This window comes from Nocardiopsis sp. iso_237 (assembly GCF_056173345.1).
In genome coordinates this window covers 4,619,180-4,641,801 of record NZ_CM149669.1, presented here as the reverse complement: position 1 = coordinate 4,641,801, position 22,622 = coordinate 4,619,180, and the positions used below count along the sequence as shown (strand labels likewise).

General features: G+C 70.5%; 21 protein-coding genes and 1 pseudogene. 12 read left to right on the top strand and 10 right to left on the bottom strand.

The genetic code is table 11. From position 1 onward, the window contains the following. Positions 1-53: 53 nt before the first annotated feature. Positions 54-320: pseudogene (locus tag AC0VYM_RS21120) on the bottom strand (helix-turn-helix domain-containing protein); the annotation flags it as partial. Between the two features lie 246 nt (positions 321-566). On the opposite strand from AC0VYM_RS21120, the gene AC0VYM_RS21115 reads away from it, so the two are divergent. From AC0VYM_RS21115 to leuA, 3 genes are all read left to right on the top strand, one after another. After that, a complete protein-coding gene (locus tag AC0VYM_RS21115; protein ID WP_475454803.1) occupies positions 567-1,697 on the top strand; it encodes a methyltransferase domain-containing protein in 1,131 nt (376 codons plus the stop codon). Positions 1,698-1,707: 10 nt separating this feature from the next. Continuing rightward, positions 1,708-2,184 carry an ATP-binding protein gene (locus AC0VYM_RS21110; protein ID WP_475454801.1) on the top strand — a complete coding sequence of 159 codons (477 nt, stop codon included), beginning with the start codon at positions 1,708-1,710 and terminating at the stop codon, positions 2,182-2,184. 440 nt (positions 2,185-2,624) lie between these two features. Then, positions 2,625-4,325 (top strand): 2-isopropylmalate synthase, encoded by a 1,701-nt coding sequence (gene leuA, locus AC0VYM_RS21105; protein WP_475454799.1) that lies wholly within the window; start codon positions 2,625-2,627, stop codon positions 4,323-4,325. 537 nt (positions 4,326-4,862) lie between these two features. Here the strand turns inward: leuA and AC0VYM_RS21100 are convergent. Further along, positions 4,863-5,618 (bottom strand): CAP domain-containing protein, encoded by a 756-nt coding sequence (locus tag AC0VYM_RS21100; protein WP_475454797.1) that lies wholly within the window; start codon positions 5,616-5,618, stop codon positions 4,863-4,865. Between the two features lie 337 nt (positions 5,619-5,955). On the opposite strand from AC0VYM_RS21100, the gene recO reads away from it, so the two are divergent. The 4 genes from recO (at position 5,956) to AC0VYM_RS21080 (ending at position 9,260) form a co-directional block, all read left to right on the top strand. Then, positions 5,956-6,687, top strand: coding sequence for a DNA repair protein RecO (recO, locus tag AC0VYM_RS21095; RefSeq protein ID WP_475454795.1), 732 nt, complete (start codon positions 5,956-5,958; stop codon positions 6,685-6,687). Further along, positions 6,684-7,511 carry an isoprenyl transferase gene (locus AC0VYM_RS21090; RefSeq protein WP_475454793.1) on the top strand — a complete coding sequence of 276 codons (828 nt, stop codon included), beginning with the start codon at positions 6,684-6,686 and terminating at the stop codon, positions 7,509-7,511. The genes recO and AC0VYM_RS21090 overlap by 4 nt, the downstream gene beginning before the upstream one ends. Continuing rightward, positions 7,511-8,308 (top strand): SGNH/GDSL hydrolase family protein, encoded by a 798-nt coding sequence (locus AC0VYM_RS21085; protein ID WP_475454791.1) that lies wholly within the window; start codon positions 7,511-7,513, stop codon positions 8,306-8,308. Before AC0VYM_RS21090 ends, AC0VYM_RS21085 begins: the two co-directional genes overlap by 1 nt. 118 nt (positions 8,309-8,426) lie before the next feature. Then, complete coding sequence (locus AC0VYM_RS21080) at positions 8,427-9,260, top strand: SGNH/GDSL hydrolase family protein (protein ID WP_475454789.1); 834 nt, start codon at positions 8,427-8,429, stop codon at positions 9,258-9,260. A gap of 63 nt (positions 9,261-9,323) precedes the next feature. Here AC0VYM_RS21080 and AC0VYM_RS21075 read toward each other — a convergent pair whose 3' ends face one another. The 7 genes from AC0VYM_RS21075 to AC0VYM_RS21045 form a co-directional block, all read right to left on the bottom strand. Next, positions 9,324-9,683, bottom strand: coding sequence for a hypothetical protein (locus tag AC0VYM_RS21075; protein ID WP_475454787.1), 360 nt, complete (start codon positions 9,681-9,683; stop codon positions 9,324-9,326). After that, on the bottom strand, positions 9,680-9,907 hold the full coding sequence (locus AC0VYM_RS21070) for a hypothetical protein (RefSeq protein ID WP_475454785.1): 228 nt from the start codon (positions 9,905-9,907) through the stop codon (positions 9,680-9,682). Before AC0VYM_RS21070 ends, AC0VYM_RS21075 begins: the two co-directional genes overlap by 4 nt. Before the next feature lie 64 nt (positions 9,908-9,971). Beyond that, positions 9,972-10,937 (bottom strand): sphingomyelin phosphodiesterase, encoded by a 966-nt coding sequence (gene sph / locus AC0VYM_RS21065; protein WP_475454783.1) that lies wholly within the window; start codon positions 10,935-10,937, stop codon positions 9,972-9,974. Positions 10,938-11,115: 178 nt separating this feature from the next. Further along, positions 11,116-11,523 carry a Fur family transcriptional regulator gene (locus tag AC0VYM_RS21060; protein WP_475454781.1) on the bottom strand — a complete coding sequence of 136 codons (408 nt, stop codon included), beginning with the start codon at positions 11,521-11,523 and terminating at the stop codon, positions 11,116-11,118. Next, positions 11,520-12,422 (bottom strand): metal ABC transporter permease, encoded by a 903-nt coding sequence (locus AC0VYM_RS21055; RefSeq protein WP_475454779.1) that lies wholly within the window; start codon positions 12,420-12,422, stop codon positions 11,520-11,522. Before AC0VYM_RS21055 ends, AC0VYM_RS21060 begins: the two co-directional genes overlap by 4 nt. Further along, a complete protein-coding gene (locus AC0VYM_RS21050; RefSeq protein WP_475454777.1) occupies positions 12,415-13,266 on the bottom strand; it encodes a metal ABC transporter ATP-binding protein in 852 nt (283 codons plus the stop codon). Before AC0VYM_RS21050 ends, AC0VYM_RS21055 begins: the two co-directional genes overlap by 8 nt. A 66-nt stretch (positions 13,267-13,332) precedes the next feature. Next, on the bottom strand, positions 13,333-13,704 hold the full coding sequence (locus AC0VYM_RS21045; RefSeq protein WP_475454775.1) for a DUF6703 family protein: 372 nt from the start codon (positions 13,702-13,704) through the stop codon (positions 13,333-13,335). Positions 13,705-14,039: 335 nt separating this feature from the next. Here AC0VYM_RS21045 and AC0VYM_RS21040 point away from each other — a divergent pair, with 335 nt between their 5' ends. The 5 genes from AC0VYM_RS21040 to AC0VYM_RS21020 all read left to right on the top strand — a co-directional run bounded on the left by AC0VYM_RS21040 (position 14,040) and on the right by AC0VYM_RS21020 (position 21,802). After that, on the top strand, positions 14,040-17,741 hold the full coding sequence (locus AC0VYM_RS21040; protein ID WP_475454773.1) for a bifunctional glycosyltransferase/CDP-glycerol:glycerophosphate glycerophosphotransferase: 3,702 nt from the start codon (positions 14,040-14,042) through the stop codon (positions 17,739-17,741). A 71-nt stretch (positions 17,742-17,812) separates the two neighbouring features. After that, positions 17,813-18,109: an antibiotic biosynthesis monooxygenase gene (locus AC0VYM_RS21035; RefSeq protein ID WP_475454771.1), complete on the top strand. Its 297-nt coding sequence runs from the start codon at positions 17,813-17,815 to the stop codon at positions 18,107-18,109. A gap of 203 nt (positions 18,110-18,312) precedes the next feature. After that, positions 18,313-19,701, top strand: coding sequence for a glycine--tRNA ligase (locus tag AC0VYM_RS21030; RefSeq protein WP_475454769.1), 1,389 nt, complete (start codon positions 18,313-18,315; stop codon positions 19,699-19,701). Between the two features lie 350 nt (positions 19,702-20,051). Next, positions 20,052-20,426 (top strand): PadR family transcriptional regulator, encoded by a 375-nt coding sequence (locus AC0VYM_RS21025; RefSeq protein ID WP_475454767.1) that lies wholly within the window; start codon positions 20,052-20,054, stop codon positions 20,424-20,426. Beyond that, positions 20,423-21,802: a permease prefix domain 1-containing protein gene (locus AC0VYM_RS21020; protein WP_475454765.1), complete on the top strand. Its 1,380-nt coding sequence runs from the start codon at positions 20,423-20,425 to the stop codon at positions 21,800-21,802. The genes AC0VYM_RS21025 and AC0VYM_RS21020 overlap by 4 nt, the downstream gene beginning before the upstream one ends. A 60-nt stretch (positions 21,803-21,862) precedes the next feature. On the opposite strand, the gene trhA is transcribed toward AC0VYM_RS21020, so the two are convergent. Further along, positions 21,863-22,534, bottom strand: a complete 672-nt coding sequence (gene trhA / locus AC0VYM_RS21015; RefSeq protein ID WP_475454763.1) for a PAQR family membrane homeostasis protein TrhA — start codon at positions 22,532-22,534, stop codon at positions 21,863-21,865. Positions 22,535-22,622 lie beyond the last annotated feature (88 nt).

The following is a 22,622-nucleotide window of genomic DNA, read 5'->3' as shown; positions in this document are numbered from 1 at the left end:
GGATCCACATGATCATGCTTTTCCGGGCCATCGGCGAGTCCCAGAGCACGTCTGGCCTGGGTGGGCATCTCCAGGCCGTCCGCCACACGCAGCCACGTGTTGAGCGCGGTGACGGATCTGCGCCCGGACATGATCGCGCTCACGTGGGGTTGTGCCATGTCCACGGCGGATCCGATGACCTGTTGGCTCGCACCGGTGTGCTGCCGGAGAAGACCGAAGAGCCTCCCCGCGTCCCGTTCCGTGAGGGAGCGGCGGACGTCCAGGCGGCTCCAGAAAGGAAGTGGTGGCCTCAGTGGCGCGTGGGCCAGGTGTTTTGGCATTCATACCACCGGTGTATATCCGTTCGGGATTCCGCGAGGAAGGGTGATCGGGTTCCCATGTCCCTGTTCATCCTTACCCAGAACGAACGGCCGTGTAATGGACTCAAGACCCTGATTGGGTCCGGATCGCGGCGGATGGAGTCCGTCCACCTTGAAAACCGAGACACGGTGTCGAACGCGTCAGCGCATCAGCCCCTCGCGAGAAACGGCCCTCCACCTGTCAGGGCTGGTGAACGGGGGGCGTCCGTGACCTCCCACGGGAAGGACCTCGTCGGGCGGCTCCTGACGCGGGGCCGGTTACCGATGGAGTGGCAGCCCTCGTTCGAGTCGGTGCCACGTCACCTCTTCGTCCCCGAGCGGTTCGAGGACTCCGAGGGAGTACGGCTCGACCGGTACGAGGACGAGGACGGGTGGCTTCGTGGGGCCTACGCCGACTCCCAGATCCTGGAACCGCCGGGGCCGGGGGAGGAACTGACGCGGCGGGTCCGTGTCTCGGTGTGCTCCCCCTCACTGGCGGCCGAGGTCCTGGACGCCTCCCGGGCCACGCCGGGGATGCAGGTCCTGGAGATCGGCTCCGGAAGCGGCTACTGCGCCGGACTCCTCACGATGCGGCTGGGCGACGACAGCGTCACCACGGTGGAGTCCGGTTTCGCGCGATCCGAACACGTCCGGGTCCGTCTGGCCTCCGCCGGCCTCGAACCGCGGGTGGTCAGCGTCGACACGGCGGAGGGTTGGTCGGATCAGAGCCCCTGCGACCGGGTGCTGAGCTTCGCTCCGGTCGACCGGGTTCCCTACGGCTGGATACGCCGGTGCCAGCCCGGCGGACGGGTTCTCGTGCCCTGGGGGGACGCGTCCCGTCAGCTGGCCCTGGTCGACCTCCGTGTGGGCGGGGACGGCCTGGCGCGGGGCCGGTTCTCGCCGTTGCGGGGGAGCGGTGGCCAGCAGTGCGGGCTCGCTCTCTGGCGTCGTCTCTCACGGAGTCTGCGTCCCGAGGCGGACCGCGCCGTCCGCGGATCGGAGCTGGGCCGCGGCGACCTCCTCGACGACTCCGCCGTGTTCGCGGCGGGGATCCTTCTCCCCGGGGTGGGCTGGGCCGTGCGTCACGGAGCCGGCCGCTCCGTCTCCCTGTGCCTCGTGGACCCGGCCACGGGTTCCTGGGCGCTCCTGCGCACGCCGGCCGAACCAGGGGTCGGAAGGTCCGAGGTCCGTCAGAAGGGTCCCCGGTTCCTGGCCGACGAACTCGAACGGGTTCACGGTCTCTGGCGGGAGGCCGGTCGCCCGGCCCCGGACCGGTTCGGTCTGACGGTGACGCCCGACTGGCAGAGCGTGTGGATCGATGACGAGTCGTCGGTCCTGAGTGTTTCCCCATCATCCTGAGGAGTGAGCCGTGAACCGAACCCGCGTCCACCCGAACGAACCCCGCACCGAGCAGCGCTGGAAGTCCCGTTGGTATCCGGGTGACCCCCGCCGGATCGGCGCGGCCCGCGGCGACCTGGTGCAGGACCTCTCCCGCCTCCCCGGTGTGGGTGAGGAGGCCGTGGACGCCCTGCGCCTCTGCCTGAGCGAGATGTTCACCGGGGCCCTGACCCGGGCCTCCTGGGCCGGTCGGGGGGTCATCGTGTTCCGGAGCCTGTCCCTGCGCCGGAGAGGCCCCTCCCAGCGTGTCTTACGCCTGTCCGTCGGGGAGTGGGAGTCCGTCGACGCGGCACGGGTTCCACCGTTGTGGGGAAGCGTCGAGCAGGCGGAGGGAACCGGGCTCACGCTCATCGCGCACTTCGCCAGCCGGTGGGGAAGCAGGCGGATCGGCACCGAGGAGGAGTGGGCGTATCTCATGTGGGTCGAGTTCGACCTCGACGACCACTGACGCCGGGAGGATGTCCGTCGGCGGTACCGGCCCTGCGGTGGCTGGGCTTACCTGCCTGTCGGGGGCCTCGGGTGTTGGCCGCACCCTGGGTCCCGCCGACGGACTCCGTATGACCCCCCTAGCACTGAAGGGTTCGCCTCCAGGGTAACTGCTCGCGGCTGTATCTTGAAGTCGAGGTACCTGATTTCGAGGATCGGTCGATATCCATGGAAACCGGTCAGTGCGTCCCAGTTCAGGCGGGGCGTGTCCCACCATGTGGACGTCGGGTACCAGAATTCTTGCCCCGTCTGCTAGCGTGACGATCGTTATGCTGCGCGAGCTTCTCCTTCTTAGTGGCCGCGGCGGGGATCGTTAGAAGGTCGGCCCCTCGCCGCGGGACTTCGGCTTGCCGTGTCGACCACGACATCACGCGCCACACTTTTCCGAGGAGCCACACCGTTATGGTGCCGCAGCAGCAGACCAGCCCCATGCCGTTCCACCGCTACCAGCCGTTCCAGTCGGTGGACCTGCCCGACCGCACCTGGCCCGCCAAGAGCATCACCGAGGCGCCGCGCTGGCTGTCCACCGACCTGCGTGACGGCAACCAGGCGCTGATCGAGCCCATGGACGCCACCCGCAAGCACGAGATCTTCCAGCTGCTGGTCAAGATGGGCTACAAGGAGATCGAGGTCGGCTTCCCCTCTGCCAGCCAGACCGACTTCGACTTCGTCCGGTCGCTGATCGAGGACGACCTGATCCCCGACGACGTGCAGATCTCCGTCCTGACCCAGGCCCGCGAGGACCTGATCGAGCGCACCGTGCAGAGCCTGGTCGGCGCCAAGCGCTCCACCGTGCACCTGTACAACGCCACCGCTCCCACGTTCCGCCGCGTGGTCTTCCGGGTCGACCGCGAGGCCTGCAAGAACATCGCCGTCGAGGGCACCCGCCACGTGGTGCGCTACGCCGAGCAGTACCTGGGCGAGACCGAGTACTTCGGCTACCAGTACTCCCCGGAGATCTTCGTCGACACCGAGCTGGACTTCGCCCTGGAGGTCTGCGAGGCCGTCATGGACGTGTGGCGGCCCGGCCCCGGGCGCGAGATCATCCTGAACCTGCCCGCCACGGTGGAGCGCTCCACCCCCAACGTCTACGCCGACCAGATCGAGTGGATGAGCCGCAACCTGTCGCGGCGCGAGCACGTGGTCCTGTCCGTCCACCCGCACAACGACCGCGGTACCGGCGTGGCCTCCGCCGAACTGGCCGTCATGGCCGGGGCCGACCGCGTCGAGGGCTGCCTGTTCGGCCACGGCGAGCGCACCGGCAACGTCTGCCTGGTCACCCTGGGCATGAACCTGTTCAGCCAGGGCGTCGACCCGAAGATCGACTTCTCCGACATCGACGAGATCCGCCGCACGGTCGAGCACTGCACCCAGCTGCCGGTCGCGCCCCGTCACCCCTACGGCGGCGACCTGGTGTACACGGCCTTCTCCGGCTCCCACCAGGACGCCATCAAGAAGGGCTTCACCGACCTGGAGGCCCGCGCCGAGGAGGTCGGGAAGGCGGTCGAGGAGTACCCGTGGGACGTCCCGTACCTGCCCATCGACCCCAAGGACGTGGGCCGCAACTACGAGGCGGTCATCCGGGTCAACAGCCAGTCCGGCAAGGGCGGCGTCTCCTACATCATGCAGCGTGACCACTCTCTGGACCTGCCGCGCCGCCTGCAGATCGAGTTCTCACAGGTCATCCAGCAGTTCACCGACGCCGAGGGCGGCGAGTTCCCGGCCGACCGGATCTGGGACATCTTCTCGCAGACCTACCTGGCCGAGACCGGCCCGGTGGCGGTCCTGGCCCACCGCTCCAGCACCGCCGAGGACGGCACCTACTCGATCCACGCCGACGCCCGCGTCAACGGAGAGATCCGCGAGCTGAAGGGCACCGGCAACGGCCCCATCTCCGCGTTCGGGGACGCGCTGGCCGACGTGGACGTGAAGGTCCGGGTCATCGACTACGTCGAGCACTCCATGGGTGAGGACGGCAACGCCCGGGCCGCCGCCTACGTGGAGGCCGAGATCGACGGCCGGGTCGTGTGGGGCGTCGGTATCCACAGCAGCATCACCACGGCCTCGCTGAAGGCCATGTGCAGCGCCATCAGCCGCGCCTGATCCACCACCGCCGGCGCTCCAGGCACAGGGCGCCCGGCACCTCCCCGGCACTGGGAGAACGGGGCCCGCGACACGCGTCGCGGGCCCCGTTCCGCGTGAGAACGCCGTGGCGGCACCAAGGGCGGAATGCCATCGTTCCCCCATGTACCGAGAGATCATCCAGCGCGGCCTGCGCGTTCCGCCGCCGACGGGACACCCAGGGAGGGCGCTGCCCATGCGGTGGTGCCGCTGGTGTTCAGCCGTACGGAGGAGGGGTGGGTGGCGCGCTGGACGCACCTGTTCCTGCGGGGCGCGGACTTCGGCAACCGGGTGGAGGGCACGGCGGTGTCCGCGAGTGAACAGGCCCGTGCGGTGGTCGAGCGGCGTCACCTCACCGTAGGGGACCTCGTGGACACGGCGTCCTCTCCTCGCCCGGTGGGCACCGTTCCGGCTTCCTTCTTCTCCTCAAAGAATCAGCCGGAACACTCTCCCACCACACACGACGACGGCGGGCCGCGTCCCCACTGGGAACGCGGCCCGCCGTGTCGGTCGGCCGGGTCACTGGTAGCCGAACTTCTGGGTCCAGGCGTTGCCGGACTCACCGACCCCGATGGCCACCAGGTCGCAGTTGAGGATGTTGTCCCGGTGCCCGGGGCTGTTCATCCAGGCGTCCATGACCTGTTCGGCGCTGGTCTGACCCTTGGCGACGTTCTCCGCGCCCCAGGAGCCGTAGCCGTGCCGCTCCGCCCGGTCACCCGGACCCTCGCCCTCGGGGTTGTCGTGGGACATGTAGTCGCGGGCGTCCATGTCCTCGCTGTGCTCCTGCGCGGCGGAGGTCAGCTGGGAGTCCACACGCAGGGCACCGCATCCGTTGGCGGCCCGCTCGCTGTTGACCAGGGTCACCACGGCGGCGGTCCGGGGCCCTCCGGTGGACTGCCCACCGCCGCCGCTTCCGCCGCTGTTCCCGCCACCACCAGCGTTGCCCGAGCCGCCACCGCTTCCGCCGCTGCCGCCCCCGTCGTCGGGAGCCGACTCCTCGGCCTCCTCGGCGGAGGAGGAGGCGGTGACCGTGGAGGTCCGCGGACCGCCGTCCCCCTGGGGGTCGGCGGCGCTCGGCGTCGCTGTCGGCTCGTCGAAGAAGTCGTCCTCCGCGTCCGTGCCGGGGGCGTTGGCGTCGTCGCTCACCGCGCTCCCGACCCCGCCCGCGTCAGCGGCGGCCGTGCCGTCCGCCGGGTCCGCCGGGTCTCCGGCACCGGAGAGCACCAGTGCGCCGGCCAGGGTCAGCCCCACCGGGACCGCCACCATGGCGGCCACGACCGGCACCCTCCCGCGTCGTGCCTCGCGGTCCGGGCGCTGTTCGCGGGCGCTCGTCCTGCGTCTGCCTCGACGACCTCGCGCCATATCGGTCTGCCTTCCGGGTTGGGGAATTCTTCGGGCACCCACCTGGGGTTACGGTCACGGTCGTCAGTGCCGCAGGGGAAGGGCGGCGGGACCGAAACCGTCAGGCCCTAGCGCGTGAGAGTAGAGCAAATGCCGAGAAAAGGGAATCCAAACCGTAATAAACCAGTTCAGGGTCGTGCGCGTCGCGGGGCCCCGGGGAGGCGGAGGTGGTGGATCCGGTCCGGTCGGTGCCATCCGCGACAATGGGAGGGTGAGTCTCTACCGCGACGAGGGCGTCGTCCTGCGCAACCAGAAGCTGGGCGAGGCCGACCGCATCGTCACCCTCCTGACCCGGCGCACCGGTCTGGTCCGCGCCGTCGGCAAGGGCGTGCGCCGGACCAGGTCGCGCTTCGGCGCCCGACTGGAACCGTGCACCCACGTCGACCTCCAGCTGCACACCGGCCGGACCCTCGACGTCATCACCCAGGCCGAGACGGTGCGCTCCTACGGTGCCGCCGTGGTCTCCGACTACTCCCGCTACACCGCCGCCACCGCCATGCTGGAGACCGCCGAGAAGGTCGTGGCGGTGGAGAAGGACCCGGCCCTGCGCCAGTTCCTCCTGCTCATCGGCGCCCTGCGTACCCTGGGGGAGGGGAGCCACGACTCCCGTCTGGTCCTGGACGCCTACCTCCTGCGCTCCCTGGCCGTGGCCGGGTACGCGCCCGCCCTCACCGAGTGCGCCCGCTGCGGCAGCCGGGGGGAGCACCGTGCGTTCGCGGTGCACGCCGGGGGTATGGTCTGCTCGGTGTGCCGTCCCCACGGTTCCACGCATCCCGCGCCCGACACGCTCCGGCTGATGTCGGCGCTGCTCGGGGGCGACTGGGACAGCGCGGACGCCAGCGACGGCAGGCAGCGCTCCGAGTGCAGCGGGCTGGTCGCGGCCTACCTACAGTGGCACCTGGAAAACGGAATCCGATCACTGCGCCATGTGGAGCGTTCTTGAGTCTGTTCAGCTTCGACAACGGTAGGCGGCGCGAGCCGGACTACGCCCCGCCCGTCCCGCACCCCAGCGGGGCCCGGCCCCCGGAGGTACCGGCCGACCTGGTGCCACGGCACGTGGCCGTGGTCATGGACGGCAACGGTCGTTGGGCGAAGGAACGCGGTCTGGCGCGTACCGAGGGGCACAAGGCCGGTGAGTCCTCGCTCTTCGACGTGATCGAGGGCGCCTTGGAGATGGGCATCCCCAACCTCTCCGCCTACGCCTTCTCCACCGAGAACTGGAAGCGCTCGCCCGACGAGGTGCGGTTCCTCCTCGGCTTCAACCGCGACACCATCCGCAACCGCCGCGACGAGCTCCACGCCCGAGGTGTGCGCGTCAAGTGGGCCGGACGCCCCGGGATGCTCTGGAAGAGCGTCATCAAGGAGCTCAAGGACGCGGAGGAGATGACCCGGGACAACACCCGGCTCACCCTCCAGTTCTGCGTGAACTACGGCGGCCAGGCCGAGATCGTGGACGCCGCCCGCGAGCTGGCCCGCCAGGCCGCCGAGGGGCGGATCTCCCCGGAGAAGATCACCGAGGACACCCTCGCGCAGCACCTGTACGCCCCGGACGTGCCTCCGGTGGACCTGTTCGTGCGCTCCTCCGGCGAGCAGCGCCTGTCCAACTTCCTCCTGTGGCAGTCCGCCTACGCCGAGTTCGTCTTCCTGGAGACGCTCTGGCCCGACTTCGACCGCCGCGACCTGTGGCGGGCCTGCGAGATCTACGCGAGCCGGGACCGCCGGTACGGCGGTGCCGTGCCCAACCCGGTGACGGGGGAGGAGAAGTGATGGAGGAGACCGACGGCGCGCTGGTCAGGCCGGGGATGTCTCTCGTCTCGGTCGGTGACAGCTTCACCGAGGGGGTGGGCGACCCCTGTCCGGACGGCAGCGGTGTGTTCCGCGGCTGGGCGGACCGGCTGGCCGAGCACCTGGCCGACCACGTGGGCGAGATCGAGTACGCCAACCTGGCCGTGCGCGGCAAGCTCATCCGCCAGATCGTCACCGACCAGGTCCCGCCCACCCTGGAGATGGCGCCGGACCTGGTCACCCTGTGCGCGGGCGGCAATGACCTCCTGCGCCCCGCCGGTGACCCCGAGCGCCTGGCGAAGATCCTCGACCACACGGTGTCCCGCCTGCGCGCCCAGGGCAGCAGGGTGGTCCTGTTCACCGGTGTGAACGTCTCCTCCGGGTACATGCGCGGCACCATCGGGCTGTTCGCGCGCTACTACATGAACGTGCGCGCGATCGCGGACAGGTACGACTGCTTCCTGGTCGACCAGTGGTCCATGGACGTCCTCACCGACTCCCGCGCCTGGGACGAGGACCGGCTGCACATGTCGCCGGAGGGCCACCGCCGCCTGGCGCTGCGCGTGGCCGAGGTCCTGGGCGTGCCCACCGGGGAGCGCTGGGACGAGCCGTGGCCGGAGGCGGAGCCGGTCAGCTGGACCGACGCGCGCCGGGACGACCTGCACTGGGTCAAGGACTCCCTGGGGCCGTGGATCGGCCGCCGCCTCGCGGGGAAGTCCTCGGGGGACACGGTGACCGCCAAGCGTCCCGAGCTCACCCCGCTCACCAAGGACCGCTGACTCCTCCTCCGACACCGTTCCGGGCACACCGCGCATGGTGTGAGCTCTGCCCCAAAACGCGACGAAACCGCAACCTACTGTCGCGTAACCGTGGCTTCGAGTTGCATCATCGAACACCATGAGCGGTGTGCCGACCGGATCTCCCGGTGACCTGAAAAGCAAGGACATCCTGTCCTACGTCGCCCTCGGGGACAGCTTCACCGAGGGCATGAGCGACCCCTACCCGGACAGCGACAGCGTGCCCAACGGCCGCTACCGGGGCTGGGCCGACCGTGTGGCCGAACACCTCGCGGACCACGTGCCCGTCCGCTACGCCAACCTCGCCATCCGGGGGCGCCTCATCGCGCAGATCCGCGACGAGCAGGTGCCGCGCGCGGTCGAGATGAAGCCCGACCTGATCACCCTGTGCGCGGGCGGCAACGACATCATCCGCCCCGGCAGCGACCCGGACCAGGTCGTGGAGATCTTCGAGTCGATGGTGGCCGACCTGCGCGCCACCGGCGCCCGGGTGGTCATCTTCACCGGCTTCGACACCAACTGGCAGCCGGTCATGCGCCACCTGCGCGGCAAGATCGCCACCTACAACATGCACATGCGCGCCGTCGCCGACCGGTACGGGTGCGACGTCGTCGACGTGTGGAGCATGAAGGTGTTCTCCGAGGCCCAGTCCTGGAACTGGGACCGCCTCCACCTGTCCTCCGAGGGACACCGCAGGCTCGCCCTGCGGGTGTGCGAGGTCCTGGGCCTGCCGGTGGACTCCGACTGGAACGCGCCCTTCCCGCCGCTGGAGCCGCGCGACTGGCGTACGGCGCGCCAGGAGGACCTGCACTGGGCCCGCGAGTTCCTCGTGCCGTGGATCCACCGGCGCCTGACCGGCCGTTCCTCGGGTGACGGGGTCGACGCCAAGCGGCCCACGCTGGAACGCTGCGACCGGTCCCAGGACGGTCACTGACCCCGGGCCGCGCTGACGACGAGGCCCCCGCCGCACGTCGCGGCGGGGGCCTCTCCGCCACGTTCAGGAGGCTGTGACCAGGTCCTGTGCGGCGGCCATGTTCACCCGGCTCGGCTGGTCGTCGACCGGCCAGTTCGGGGTGGCGCCGCCCGCCGCGTGGATCGCGGTGCGGATGAGGTCCAGGGCCCGGCGCAGCACCCGCGGGGGGTCGCCCTCGTCCAGGACCAGGATCTCCACGGTGACGGTCCGCTCCAGGGCGTCGGTGCTCACGGTGGAGTCGGTGAAGTCGGGGTTGTGCCGCTCCAACTCGAGCAGCTCCCGCATCACGGTCTCCCCGTGCGCGTGGACCATCTCCGGGGTGCTCGCGGGGTCGGTGCCCAACCGGAACTGAAGGGACAACTGGGTGGCGGTCCGCACGCTCACATGTCCTCCTGCTGTTCGGGCGGGCACACTCGTCTCACGAAGCGTACGGTCTGGGTCCAGTAGTTCGGGTTGGAGGGCGACAGGTGGACCTGTCGCTGGTGGGCTCCGCAGGGGCACTTGATCGTGTAGTAGGTGGGCGGGTCCTCGATCCGCCACCCGAGCTCCGCGATCAGCCGGAGCGCCTCCTCACCCTCCTTCTTCGGATGCTTGGTCCAGTCGCCCAACGGCGTTCCTTCCCAGGTTCCCCCATGGTCCGGGGGTCTGTCGAGGGTGCTTCCCCGCCGGGGGTCAGGGGCGCGGGGTGGATCCGAACACCGGGTAGTGGTCCGAGTAGTCGTCGTAGGTGTAGGAACGGCCCCAGGAGCGTACAGTCCAGGGTTCGCTCTTCACCGCACGGGTCTCGTTGACGTAGGACGTCGGGGCGGCGCCGTTGCGGATCGGCAGGACGTGGTCCAGCTGCTGGGCGTCCCAGTCGGAGTAGTCGTGGGCGGCGATCGAGTTGCCCGAGGGGTCCCAGGAGGGCGCGTCCCCGGTGTAGGCGGGCGCCACGGCGTCCAGCCGCTCGACGGCCCGCTCCCACTCGGCGCCGCCGCCGACGATGTTCAGGTCGCCGGCGAGGTAGATCCGCTCGTCGTCGGGGACGGCCTTGGCGTCCAGCAGCGCGACGATCTGGTCGAGCTGGGCCTCCCGGACGCGCGCGTCCTCGCCGGACCCGCACGCGCCGTCCTCGGACTGCATGTGGGTGCCCACCACGTGCAGGCGGCCGTCGGGGGTGTCCAGCTCGACGTAGGCGAAGCCCTTGTTGGAGAACCAGTCGGCCCCGCAGGAGCGGGAGAAGACGTGCTGTTCGGCCCGGACGATCGGCCAGACGCTGTGCACGCTGACGCCGCCGTTGGTGGTGGTGCCGTTCCGGAAGCCGGAGGTGTGGTCCCACCCGGCCTTGGAGCGGCCCACGACGGGGGTGCCGTGCGGGTACTCCCCGGCCAGCCCCGCGCGGAGGCGGTCGGCGCTGGAGTTCTCGAAGAGCTCCTGGAGCACCACCACGTCCTGTCCGGAGAGGAGGCCGTCCTCGACGGTCAGGTCGGCGCGGACGTCCTGCCCCCAGTTGGGGTAGAGGGCCTTGGGCAGGAGGAAGGCGTTGTGGGTGACGATGCGGGGATCGGCCCGGTCCTCCTGGGCCGAGGCGGGGCTGACGGACAGGAGCGGGGAGATCAGCAGCGCGGTGAGCAGCGCGGCCGTGGTTCGTCTGTACACGAAGGCACAGCCTGGCCGAGTCATGACACGACACGGCTACCAGCCGGTAACCACCGGGTGGAGACCGCGTGCACTCTGCCGCTCCCCGAGCCTCCCGGCGCCTACGGGGCCCTCCGCCAGCGGGCCGACACGCGACGAGGGCCCCGCGCGATCGCGCGGGGCCCTCGGGCGTCGTCGGTCAGACCTGCTGTGCGCTGCCCTGTTGGGCCAGACGCAGCGAGCAGGCGCCGCAGGTACCGAACACCTCGACCGTGTGCGTCACGCCGGTGAAGCCGTGCTTGGCCCCCACCTCGGCGGCCCACCGCTCCACGGTGGGACCCTCGATCTCCACGGCGGTGGAGCAGGTACGGCACACCAGGTGGTGGTGGTGGCTCTCGGTGTCGCACGCACGGTAGACGGCCTCGCCGTCGTCGGTGCGCAGGACGTCGACCTCACCCGAGTCGCTCAGGGCCTGAAGGGCCCGGTACACGGTGGTCAGACCGATCTTGGAGCCGTCGGCTCGCAGGTCCGCGTACAGGTCCTGCGCGCTGCGGAAACCGGAGGACTCGGTCAGTGCCTGACGGACGGCCTCGCGACGTGTACTCATGGTGTCACCCTCCCCCGATCTGTCTGGGGCATCGTATCCGCCGGACCCTCCGCAACGGGATGCAGGGGTGCCGGTGTCCGCCGCTTGGTCACGCGGCGCAGGACCCCGCCGACCAACACGGCGAGGCAGAAGACGGCCAGGGCGAGCAGCACGATCGTGGCCCCCGGCGCGAGGTCGGAGTAGAAGGCCGTGGTCAGCCCGCCGAGCGAGGAGACCAGACCGATCAGCACCGCCAGACCCATCGTCACCCGGAAGCTGCGGCTCAGCTGCTGTGCGGCGGCGACCGGGACGATCATCAGCGCGCTCACCATGAGCACACCCACCACACGCATCGCGATCACCACTGTCAGCGCGGCGGTCACCGCCAGCAGGATGCTCAGGAAGCGCACCGGCAGCCCGTGGGCCCTGGCCACCTCCTCGTCCTGACACAGGACGAACAGCTCCCGGCCGAAGACGGCCAGCACCGCGACCACGCCCACCGCGAGCACGCCCACGATCCAGATGTCCTGCTCGCCCACGGTGCTGACCGAACCGAACAGGTACGAGGTGAGGGTGGCGTTGCTCGCCCCCGGCGTCATCCCGATGAGCAGCACACCGCCCGCGATGCCGCCGTAGAACAGCAGCGCCAGCGCCACGTCGCCGCTGGTGCGCGTGCGCACCCGGACCATCTCCATGAGGATGGCGCCCAGGGTGGCCACGACCGCGGCCGTGAGCACCGGTGATGTGCTCGTGAGCAGGCCCAGGGCCACCCCGGTCAGGGCGATGTGGCCGATGCCGTCGCCCAGCAGGGCGAGCCGCCGCTGGACCAGGAAGGTGCCGATGATCGGGGTGACCAGGCCGACCAGCACCGCGGCGAGCAGCGCGCGCCGCATGAACTCGTACTGGAGCAGCTCAGTCACGGCGGGGAACCTCCAGGCGGACCATCTCCGTCGGCGCGGTGGCGTGCGCGGAGCCGTGGTCGGGGTCGTTGGGGTCGGGGTGCGGATGCTGGTGCTCGTGCCCGGGGCGCGCGCACTCACCGGTGGCCTCGGGAGGCGGCCCGTCGTGCACGATCCGGCCGTGCTCCAGCACGACCGCGCGTTCGATGACCTCTTCCAGGGGGCCGAGCTCGTGCAGCACCAGGACCACGGTGCTGCCCTGGTCGCGCAGGCGGGCGATGGCCCGGGCCAGGGCGCGCTGGTTCTCCGCGTCCACTCCGGCCATGGGCTCGTCCATCACGAACGTGTCCGGGCGTCCGGCCAGCGCGCGGGCGATCAGCACCCGCTGCTGCTGGCCGCCCGAGAGCTCCCGCACGGCGTCCCCGGCGCGGTCGGACAGGTCCACGGCGGCGAGCGCGTCGTCGACGGCGGCGCGGTCGGCCCGCGTGGGCAGGGAGAGACGGCGGCGCCGGGCGACCTGCCCGGAGGCGACGATCTCGCGCACGGTGGCGGGCACGGCGCCCCCGGCGGTGAGCCGCTGGGGCACGTAGCCGATCCGCCGCCAGTCCCGGAACCGGCGCAGGGGAGTCCCGTGGAGGAGGATCCGGCCGGAGGTGAGGGGCACGATGCCGAGCATCGCGCGCATCAGCGTGGACTTGCCCGAACCGTTGGGTCCGAGAACGGCCATGGTCTGACCCACGGGGACGTCGAGGCTCACGCCGTCGAGGACGGTGACGCCGTCGTAGGCGGCGTGCGCGTCGACGGCCTGGAAGGCGGGCGGGGTGTCGGGGCCCGGGGCCCCGTCCTCCGTGAACTGGGCAGACACTGCTTCATTATCACGAAAACGAAAATGATTGTCAAAACTGGCAAGGGTGACGAGAGTCCCCCCGCCTCAGAAGCCCAGCATCCTCGCCACGGCCAACACCAGCACCACCACGATCATCAGGACCCGGGGCACCCGCTGCTGACGCTGGAGCGAGGGCCAGGTGAGGAAGGCCAACCACCCGAAGACCGCCGCCACCAACAGCAGACACGGTGCGCCCAGCCAGCCCGGGGCCATCAGCCCCGCGAGGAACAGTGCCCCCAACACCACCGGCGGAAGCCACCCCGGGCGCTGGTGCAGCCACACCAGGGGCACCGCGCTGCGCCGCTCCACCTCGCCGCGCAACCTTCCCGCGCCCGGGGTGAACAGGGAGTCACCCGGGGGGAGGGGCCGCCCGGAGGCGGGCCGCCGCTGTTCGTCCTCGTGCTCGGGAGAGGCCATCGCCGCCTGTTCCTCTTCGCTGTGTCCCGGTTCCCGCGACGTCCTCGCGACCCCGACCGGACGTCTCGGGGGCGGTCGGTGTGCGCACCGTGTCCCGGGGCCTGTGATAATCCTGGATCAGACCCTAGTGCAGGGCCCTGGCACAGCGCCGGGCACAGGCGCGGCGAACACCGCGCATCTCCCCTCGTACCCGCACCCCCGACTGTTCCGGGTTCGACACGAGACGGGTCGAACCGTCTACATTCAGTTACTGACCGTCTGTTCCATGCGGACCGTCCGCACCACGGTGCCCGCACGTCGTGTAGAGACGAACCCTCCGGAGGGTGTCAACTTCCGTGCCCGAACCCACAGTCATCGTGACGTTCGACGTCACCGAACCACACTTGCAGAACTGCCTCGACTCGCTGGCCCGTCAACGCGACGAGAGCCAGACCGGGGCGGCGGCGCGCGAGGGCGCCGCACGACCGGACGTCGAGGTCGTCCTCGCGCCGGTCCGAACCACCAACGGCGGCCCCGGGCCGACACCCGCCGACCCGGCGACCGCCGACCCGGACACGAACGGGGACGACGAGGCGGCCGCCTCCGGTACCTCCGACGAGTCCCTCCCGGAGGAGAACGACCAGGGGGACGAGGCCGTCGCGTCCGCGCGCGAGGACGGGCTGGCCACCGCCACCGCCTTCGCGGCGACACCTCCCGCCGGGCTGCGCGTCACCCTCCTGCCCGGAGAGCCGGCCCCGGACCACGCCGGGGCGCGCTCGCTGGGGGCCGCCGCCGCCACCGGCAGCCACCTGCTCTTCCTCACGGGCTCCGACGCGCTCACCGCCTACGCGCTCGCCCACCTGGCCCAGAGCGCCGCCGACACCCGCTCCGACCTGGTCATCGGCAACGTCCACCAGTTCAACGAGCTCGGAGCCGCGCCCTCCAAGGCCCACCGCAAGTTCGGCCGCCAACGGCTCGCGGAGGACCCCAGGTCGGTCCCCGGCCTGATCGCGGACGCCACCCTGGGCAACCGTCTCTGGCGTCGGGAGTTCTGGGACTCCCTGCCCGAGCACGACGTCGCCAAGGAGGACACCGACCTCGCCATCGGCCGGGCGACCCTGCTCGCCCAGGCCGTCGACGTCCTGCCCGCGCCCGTGCTGCTGATGCGCGAACGCGAGAAGGTCGGCACACCCCTGGAGAGCGCGGCCCTCACACGCCGCGTCACGGCCATGCGCGAACTCGGCGCGGACCTCACCACCGCGGACCGCGAGCTGTGGGACCGCATCCGCCTCCAGGGCGAACTCCACCGTCTCCTCCTGCGGCTCGACGACGCGGACCAGGAGGTCCGCGAGACCGTCCTCGACCTGCTCAACGCCTACCTCGACCACGTCCCGGACAGCCTCCTGCGCGGCCTCAACGTGCTGGACCGCCTCCTGTACCACCTGGTGCGCAAGCGGCGGCTGGACGACGTGCTGGAGGTCGCCACCTTCGCCAAGAGCGTCGAGATCAAGAAGGCCACGGTCGTCCGGCAGGGGCTCGGCTACTACGTCCGCTACCCCTTCTTCGACGTGAAGGACCCGGCCAAGGCGGTCCCCAAGGAGATCTACCGCCTCGAGGACGAGATCAAGGTCCGGCAGAAGACCGAGGACATCCACTGGGAGGACGGCCGCCTGCACGTCAGCGGCCGGATCGGCATCCGGAACCTGCGGGCCCGCAAACGCTGGCAGCAGCACGTGGTCGCCTTCGTGGTCAACACCGCCACCAAGCGCCGCGTCCGCGTCCCCGTACGGACCCGCCTGGCCGCCGAGTACCGGCTGCCCGACCTGCCCGACTCCGCCCGCCACGACTACGGCGGCTTCACGGTCGTCGTGGACCCGCGCCGCCTGCGCGGCTCCGGCGGCTGGGAGCCCGGTGAGTGGAAGATCGAGCTGGTGGTGTTCAACCGCAGCCTCGCCCGCCGCCGCATCGTCTCCAGCCCCGTTCCCGGACCGCCCGAGCGGCCCGGGTACCAGAGCGTCGGCGACGACGTCTGGGTGCGACCGCACTGGAACCGCGACCGGCACCTGGTCATCGCCGTCGAACCCGCGCGTGCCCAGGTCACCGAGCACCACTTCGACGTCCGCACCGCCGAACTCACCGTGGGCGGAGAACTGCTGTCCGCGCCCGCCGCCGAGGCCACCGAGCTCCGGCTGGTGCGGCGCCCCGGCACAGCACGGCTCAGCTACCCGGTCACCATCCAGAGCGGCCGCTTCGAGGCCAGGGTGCGGGCCGAGGAGCTCTTCGCCCGCAGTCTCAGCGAGTGCGGCGGCGTGATCCGGCAGGAGGAGTGGGACGCCCACCTGGTCACCCCCGACCAGCGCACCGTCCCCCTGGTCCTGCCCGACGAGGTCCGCACCACCGCCTACGACTCCGAGGGCGCGCAGCAGCAGCTCGCGGTGCAGCGCACCTTCACCGGACACCTCAAACTGCGTGCGGGTCGGGCCCACCCCTGGGTGGACCGCGCGGAGTGGCAGGAGCGCGTCCTGGTCCTCGGGGGCGAGTTCTCCCCGGCCAACGAGCTGAGCGTGGTGGCCAAGGCACGCGGCCGCGACGAGGAGCACGAGCTCACCGTGGAGCGGTCCGGGAACCGGTTCACCTCCCGGTTCGACCCCTCCCGCATCGCCACCCTGTCCGGCGAACTGTCCCTGTCCACCGGGTCCTACCAGCTGTGGGCGCGGGTCAGCGAGGAGTCCGCGGGAGAGGGCGACGAGTCCACCAGCGTGGACGTGGGCGTGGAGTTCACCGACTCGCTCATCCACGACCTGCCCATCGAGACCGAGAGCCCCGAACGCTCCTACACGCTCTCCTACCAGGGCCGCGGCATCCCGGTGCTCCAGGTCGGCACCGACCTGCACCCCGCCGAACGCGGCGCCTTCGCCCAGCGTGAGCTCCGTGAGACGTTCTACCCGGCCCAGCGCGCCGAACCGGTCACCGAGGGCATCCTCTTCGACACCTACACCGGGCGCCAGTACTCGGACAGCCCGCAGAGCCTCTACGCCGAGCTGCGCAAACGCGCCAAGTGGGCCGACTACCCGATGTCCTGGCTGGTCGCGGACGGACAGGTCCGCCTGCCCGACGACCTCACCCCGGTCCGGCACAAGGGCGAGGAGTACTTCCGGGAACTGGCCCGCAGCCGGTACCTGGTCAGCAACTCCCGGCAGCCCGCCTGGTTCCACCGCCACCCGGACCAGGTGGTCGTGCAGACCTGGCACGGATCCATGCTCAAGCGCATCGGCTTCGACGTGGAGAACATCCGGGGCAAGTCCCGCGACTACTTCGACAAGCTCGCGTGGGAGACCCGGCAGTGGGACTACCTGGTCTCCCCGAGCCCCTGGGCCACCCCGATCCTGCGCAGCGCCTTCCGCTTCGAGGGTGAGGTCCTGGAGACCGGATACCCGCGCAACGACATCTTCTTCTCACCGGAGCGCGAGGCCATCGCGGACCGCACCCGGCGCCTGCTCGGCCTGCCCGAGGGCAAGAAGGTGGTCCTCTACGCGCCCACCTGGCGGGACGACAAGTACTACACGCGCGGCAAGCACAAGCTGGACCTGCACCTGGACCTGCGCCGCATGTACGAGAAGCTCGGGGACGACCACGTGCTGCTGGTGCGCCGCCACCCCCGCGTGGTGGACAGCGTGCCGATCGTGGGGGAGGACTTCGTCTACGACGTGTCCCTGTACCCGGAGATCATGGAGCTCTTCCTGATCACCGACGTGCTGATCACGGACTACTCGTCGATGATGTTCGACTTCGCCAACACCGGCCGCCCGATGCTCTTCTTCACCTACGACCTGGAGAGCTACCGGGACAACCTGCGCGGGTTCTACTTCGACTTCGAGGAGACCGCGCCCGGACCGCTGCTGACCCGCTCCGACGACGTCATCGAGTCCCTGCTGGACATCGACGGGGTCGCCGAGCGCAGCGGCGCCTCCTACCGGTCGTTCGTGGACCAGTTCTGCCCCCTGGACGACGGGCACGCGTCCGCCAGGGTCGTGGACCGCGTCTTCGGCAAGGAGTAGCGAGCGGTGGGTGGGCCGCCTCCGAGCACCTTCGGGGCGGCCCACTCCCGTGTCTGCGCCACAATGGGCGGGTGATCGTCATCACCCGATACTCCGTGCCCGAGGCCGACACCGAGGCCTTCCGAACCGACGCCGACGCCGCCGTGGCGGTCCTGGCCCAGCGTCCGGGGTTCCGGTGCCACCGCATCGGCCGCGCCGCCGACGAACCCACGCTGTGGACCGTGGTCACCGAGTGGGACGGCGCCGGGTTCTACCGGCGGGCCCTGTCCGACTTCGACGTCAAGGTCACCGCCGTCCCGCTGCTCTCCCGGGCCATCGACGAACCCACCGCGTTCGAGATCCTCGGTCGCGGCGAGGGGCCGTCCTGACCCCCGGGGCCCTCCGCTCCGAGGGGAGCGGGCGGGCCCCGCACAAAGAGTGCTCGCCCGCCTCCGGATTGCTCTAGCCTGGTGGGAAGCGGTCTCCCGGAGCGCCACACCCGTGGCTCCGCGCGCGGACCGCCCCCCAACAGAACCGACGATGTATCGCGAACAGCGATCCACCGACCGCCAGCCGGATGGAGAGTCACCCCATGGCCGCCAAGTCAGAGGCAATGGACGCACTGGTCAACCTCGCCAAGCGCCGAGGTCTGGTCTACCCCTCCAGCGAGATCTACGGAGGTCTGCGCGCCGCCTGGGACTACGGCCCCCTGGGCGTGGAGCTGAAGAACAACGTCAAGCGCCAGTGGTGGCGTTCGATGGTGCAGGAGCGGGACGACATCGTCGGCCTCGACTCCAGCGTGATCCTGGCCCGTGAGGTCTGGGAGGCCTCCGGCCACGTGACGGCCTTCGTGGACCCGCTCACCGAGTGCCAGTCCTGCCACAAGCGCTTCCGGGCCGACCACCTCATCGAGGCCTACGAGGAGAAGCACGGCAAGGAGCCCGCCGAGGGCCTGGCCGCGATCGCCTGCCCCAACTGCGGCGCCAAGGCCTCCTTCACCGAGCCGCGCATGTTCAACGGTCTCCTGCGCACCTACCTGGGCCCGGTCCAGGACGAGAAGGGCCTGGCCTACCTGCGTCCGGAGACGGCGCAGGGCATCTTCATCAACTACAAGAACGTCGAGCAGAGCGCCCGCCGCAAGGTCCCCTTCGGCATCGGCCAGATCGGCAAGTCCTTCCGCAACGAGATCACTCCCGGAAACTTCATCTTCCGGACCCGTGAGTTCGAGCAGATGGAGATGGAGTTCTTCGTCAAGCCGGGCAGCGACGAGGAGTGGCACCAGTACTGGATCGACCAGCGCCACCAGTGGTACCTGGACCTGGGCATCGCCAAGGACAACCTGCGGCTGTACGAGCACCCCCAGGACAAGCTCTCCCACTACTCCAAGCGGACCGTGGACATCGAGTACCGGTTCAACTTCCAGGGCAGTGAGTGGGGCGAGCTGGAGGGCGTCGCCAACCGGACCGACTACGACCTCAAGACGCACGCCGAGGCCTCCGGTGTCGACCTGTCGTACTTCGACCAGGAGAACAACGAGCGCTACATCCCCTACGTGATCGAGCCCGCGGCCGGTGTCGACCGGGCGGTGCTCACGTTCATGCTGGACGCGTACAACGTCGACGAGGCGCCCAACGCCAAGGGCAAGCTGGAGAAGCGCGCCGTGATGCGTCTGGACCCGCGCCTGTCGCCGGTCAAGGCCGCCGTGCTGCCGCTCTCGCGCAACGCCGACCTCTCGCCCAAGGCCCGCGACCTCGCCGCCCTGCTGCGCAAGCGCTGGAACGTGGAGTTCGACGACGCCGGCGCGATCGGCCGCCGCTACCGCCGCCAGGACGAGATCGGTACCCCGTTCTGCGTGACGGTGGACTTCGACACCCTTGAGGACAACGCGGTGACCGTGCGCGAGCGCGACACCATGTCGCAGGAGCGCGTGTCCCTGGACCGCGTGGAGATGTACCTGCTGGAGCGCCTGCCCGGCTGCTAGCTCCGGAGCCCGCGACACCCGCGGCCGTCCCTCCCCGACCAGGGGAGGGGCGGCCGTTCGGCGTTCTCCGGGCTTCGGGTGGAACAGCAGAGACGGCCGGACCCGGGGGGATGTGGTTTCCGACCGTCTCTTCGGTGCCCCGGCCGCACACGGCCGGAGCACCGGCTCTCAACCTAACGTCAGCACCCGGGGCCGGTGGGGCGGTTTCGGCCCGGTTGTCCCATCGCGTGAGTAAATCGTGACGACCGGAAGCGGCCGGGTCGTCGTGCCCGCGACCATCATGCCTAGAACAGCTATGCCTAGAGCTGCTAGGGTACCTCGCGTCGGAACACCGAGGTACGAGGACACGCATGCACATAGACAAGGACCTGGTGGCCGCTTCGGCCACCCCGATGGTCCTGGGAATCCTGTCCGAGGGCGAGTCCTACGGCTACGCGATCGTCAAACGGGTCAACGAGCTCTCCGACGGGCGGATGAACTGGACGGACGGGATGCTGTACCCGCTGCTGCACCGGTTGGAGCGCAACGGCCTCGTCCGGGCGTCCTGGGGCAGGTCGGAGACGGGCAGACGCCGCAAGCACTACGCGATCACCGAAGCGGGGCTGGAGGCGCTGGCCGAGCGGCGCGAACAGTGGAGCGTGGTCGAGGAGGCGCTTCGGCGGGTCTGGTCGGCGGTGCCGCGCCCCGAGTACCCGGGTCCGGCTCCGGCGGGAGGGTTCGCGTGACGGGCGAGAACGCGCGCGGTGACGTGCTCGAGGAACAGATCGACCAGTGGCGCGGCTTCGTGACCCGCCGTCGGGCCATCTCCGCCCCGGACGTGGAGGAGATGGAGGACCACCTGCGCGAGCAGATCACCGAGCTGGAGTCGGGCGGTCTGGACAGCGAGGAGGCCTTCCTCGTCGCGGTCAAGCGCATGGGCGGCCTGGACGCGGTCTCGCGCGAGTTCGCGCGGGAACACTCCCACCGGCTCTGGAAGCAGCTGGTCCTGGTCCCCGACGCCGAGGAGGAGTCCGGTGCGTCGCGCTGGCGCGAGCTCGGGGTGACGCTGCTCTTCGCGCTCGGCGCGGGGGCGGCGGTCAAGCTGCTGGAGACCTCGGTCGAGGGCCTGCTGGTGACCCGCAACCTCCCCTTCGTGGTCCTGCCCTTCCTGGCGGGGTGGTTCGCCTGGAAGCGCCGTGCCCCCTGGCAGGTGGGCGCTCTGACGGCGGCCCTCGCGGCGGTTCCGGCCCTGGCGGTCAACCTCTACCCGTTCCAGGAGACCCCCGGCCCCTACCCGGTGCCCGGGATGACCTTCGTCCTCGCCCTGACGCACGCGCCGATCCTCCTGTGGCTGCTCGTGGGGGTGCTGCACACGGGCGGCCGGTGGCGCTCCCACGAGCGGCGGATGGACTTCGTGCGGTTCACCGGCGAGCTCGTGATGTACCTCGTGCTGATCGCCCTGGGCTCCCTGGTCCTGGTGGGCCTGACCGCCGCGGTGCTCGGCCTGGCCGAGGTCGACATCGGACCGTTCTTCGCCGACTGGCTCGTGCCGTTCGGCGTGCCGGGGTCCCTGCTGGTGGCCGCGTGGCTGGTGGAGGCCAAGAAGAGCGTGGTGGAGAACATCACGCCGGTCCTGACCAAGGTCTTCACCCCGTTGGCGCTGCTGATGCTGGTCGCCGACCTCGTGGCGATGCTGGTGAACGGACCCCTGGCCAGCGTCGACCGCGAGCTGCTGATCGTGATGGACGCGGTCCTCGTGCTGGTCCTGTTCCTCCTGCTCTACTCGATCTCGGCGCGCGACCCGCTGCTCCGGCCGGGGGCCTTCGACTGGCTCCAGCTGGCCCTGGTGGGCACGGCGCTGGCGGTGAACGCCGTCGCGCTGACGGCCATGCTCACCCGGATCGCGGAGTTCGGCTTCACCGCCAACAAGACGGCGGCGCTCGGCCTGAACCTCGTGCTGTTGGTGCACCTGGCGTGGTCGGCGTGGCTGCTGCTGGGCTTCGTGCGGGGCACGCGACCGTTCGCGGCCGTCGAGCGGTGGCAGACCGCCTACCTGCCGGTCTACGCGGTGTGGGCCGCCGTGGTGGTGCTGGTGTTCCCGCCGCTGTTCGCCTTCGCCTGACATCCGTCGGCGGCCGGGCCCCGTGGGGGACCGGCCGCCGACCGGGGGCGTCCGCGTCGGTCAGGTGGCCGTGTAGACGACGAACGAGACCGCGATGTAGTGGCAGACGAAGGCCGCGATGGTCAGCGAGTGGAAGATCTCGTGGAACCCGAACCACCGGGGCGCGGGGTCGGGCCGCTTGAGCCCGTAGACCACGGCGCCGACGCTGTAGAGCACGCCGCCGACGAGGATGAGGATCCAGGTGGCCGGGTGGGTGCCGTTGACCAGGTCCGGGATGAACAGCACCGCGACCCAGCCGATGGCCAGGTAGAGGGCGGTGGACAGCCAGCGCGGAGCGTTCAGCCACAGGAGCTTGAACGTGACCCCGGCGATCGCCCCGCCCCAGACCAGCGCGAGCATGGCCGTGCGCAGGGTGCCCTCCAGCACGAGCATGATGAACGGCGTGTAGGTGCCCGCGATGATCAGGTAGATGTTCGAGTGGTCCATGCGGCGCAGGACCTGCTGGGCGCGCGGTGACCAGCGGCCCACGTGGTAGATGGCCGAGGTGCTGAACAGCAGCACCGAGCTGAGCGCGTACACCGCGCTGGCCGCCATGGCGAGTGCGGTGGGGGAGAGTGCCACCAGGACGATGCCCGCCGCCAGGGCGAGCGGGGCGGTCCCCAGATGAAGCCATCCCCGGAGCCGGGGCTTGACCGCCTCCAGCAGGTCCCCGGCGGCCGCAGCGGCTCGCACGCTCCCTGTCTCCCGCGCCTTCGACACCGTTCGCACCCCTCAGATCCAGCGACCCCGCTCCATGGCGGGCCACACCGAGAAGCCTAAC

Bases quoted from the DNA above. Each gene is read 5' to 3' on its own strand.
- AC0VYM_RS21085 (WP_475454791.1), top strand. From the start codon at position 7,511: ATGGAGGAGACCGACGGCGCGCTGGTCAGGCCGGGGATGTCTCTCGTC.
- AC0VYM_RS21080 (WP_475454789.1), top strand. From the start codon at position 8,427: ATGAGCGGTGTGCCGACCGGATCTCCCGGTGACCTGAAAAGCAAGGAC.
- leuA (WP_475454799.1), top strand. From the start codon at position 2,625: ATGGTGCCGCAGCAGCAGACCAGCCCCATGCCGTTCCACCGCTACCAG.
- AC0VYM_RS21060 (WP_475454781.1), bottom strand. From the start codon at position 11,523: ATGAGTACACGTCGCGAGGCCGTCCGTCAGGCACTGACCGAGTCCTCC.
- AC0VYM_RS21030 (WP_475454769.1), top strand. From the start codon at position 18,313: ATGGCCGCCAAGTCAGAGGCAATGGACGCACTGGTCAACCTCGCCAAG.
- AC0VYM_RS21045 (WP_475454775.1), bottom strand. From the start codon at position 13,704: ATGGCCTCTCCCGAGCACGAGGACGAACAGCGGCGGCCCGCCTCCGGG.
- AC0VYM_RS21025 (WP_475454767.1), top strand. From the start codon at position 20,052: ATGCACATAGACAAGGACCTGGTGGCCGCTTCGGCCACCCCGATGGTC.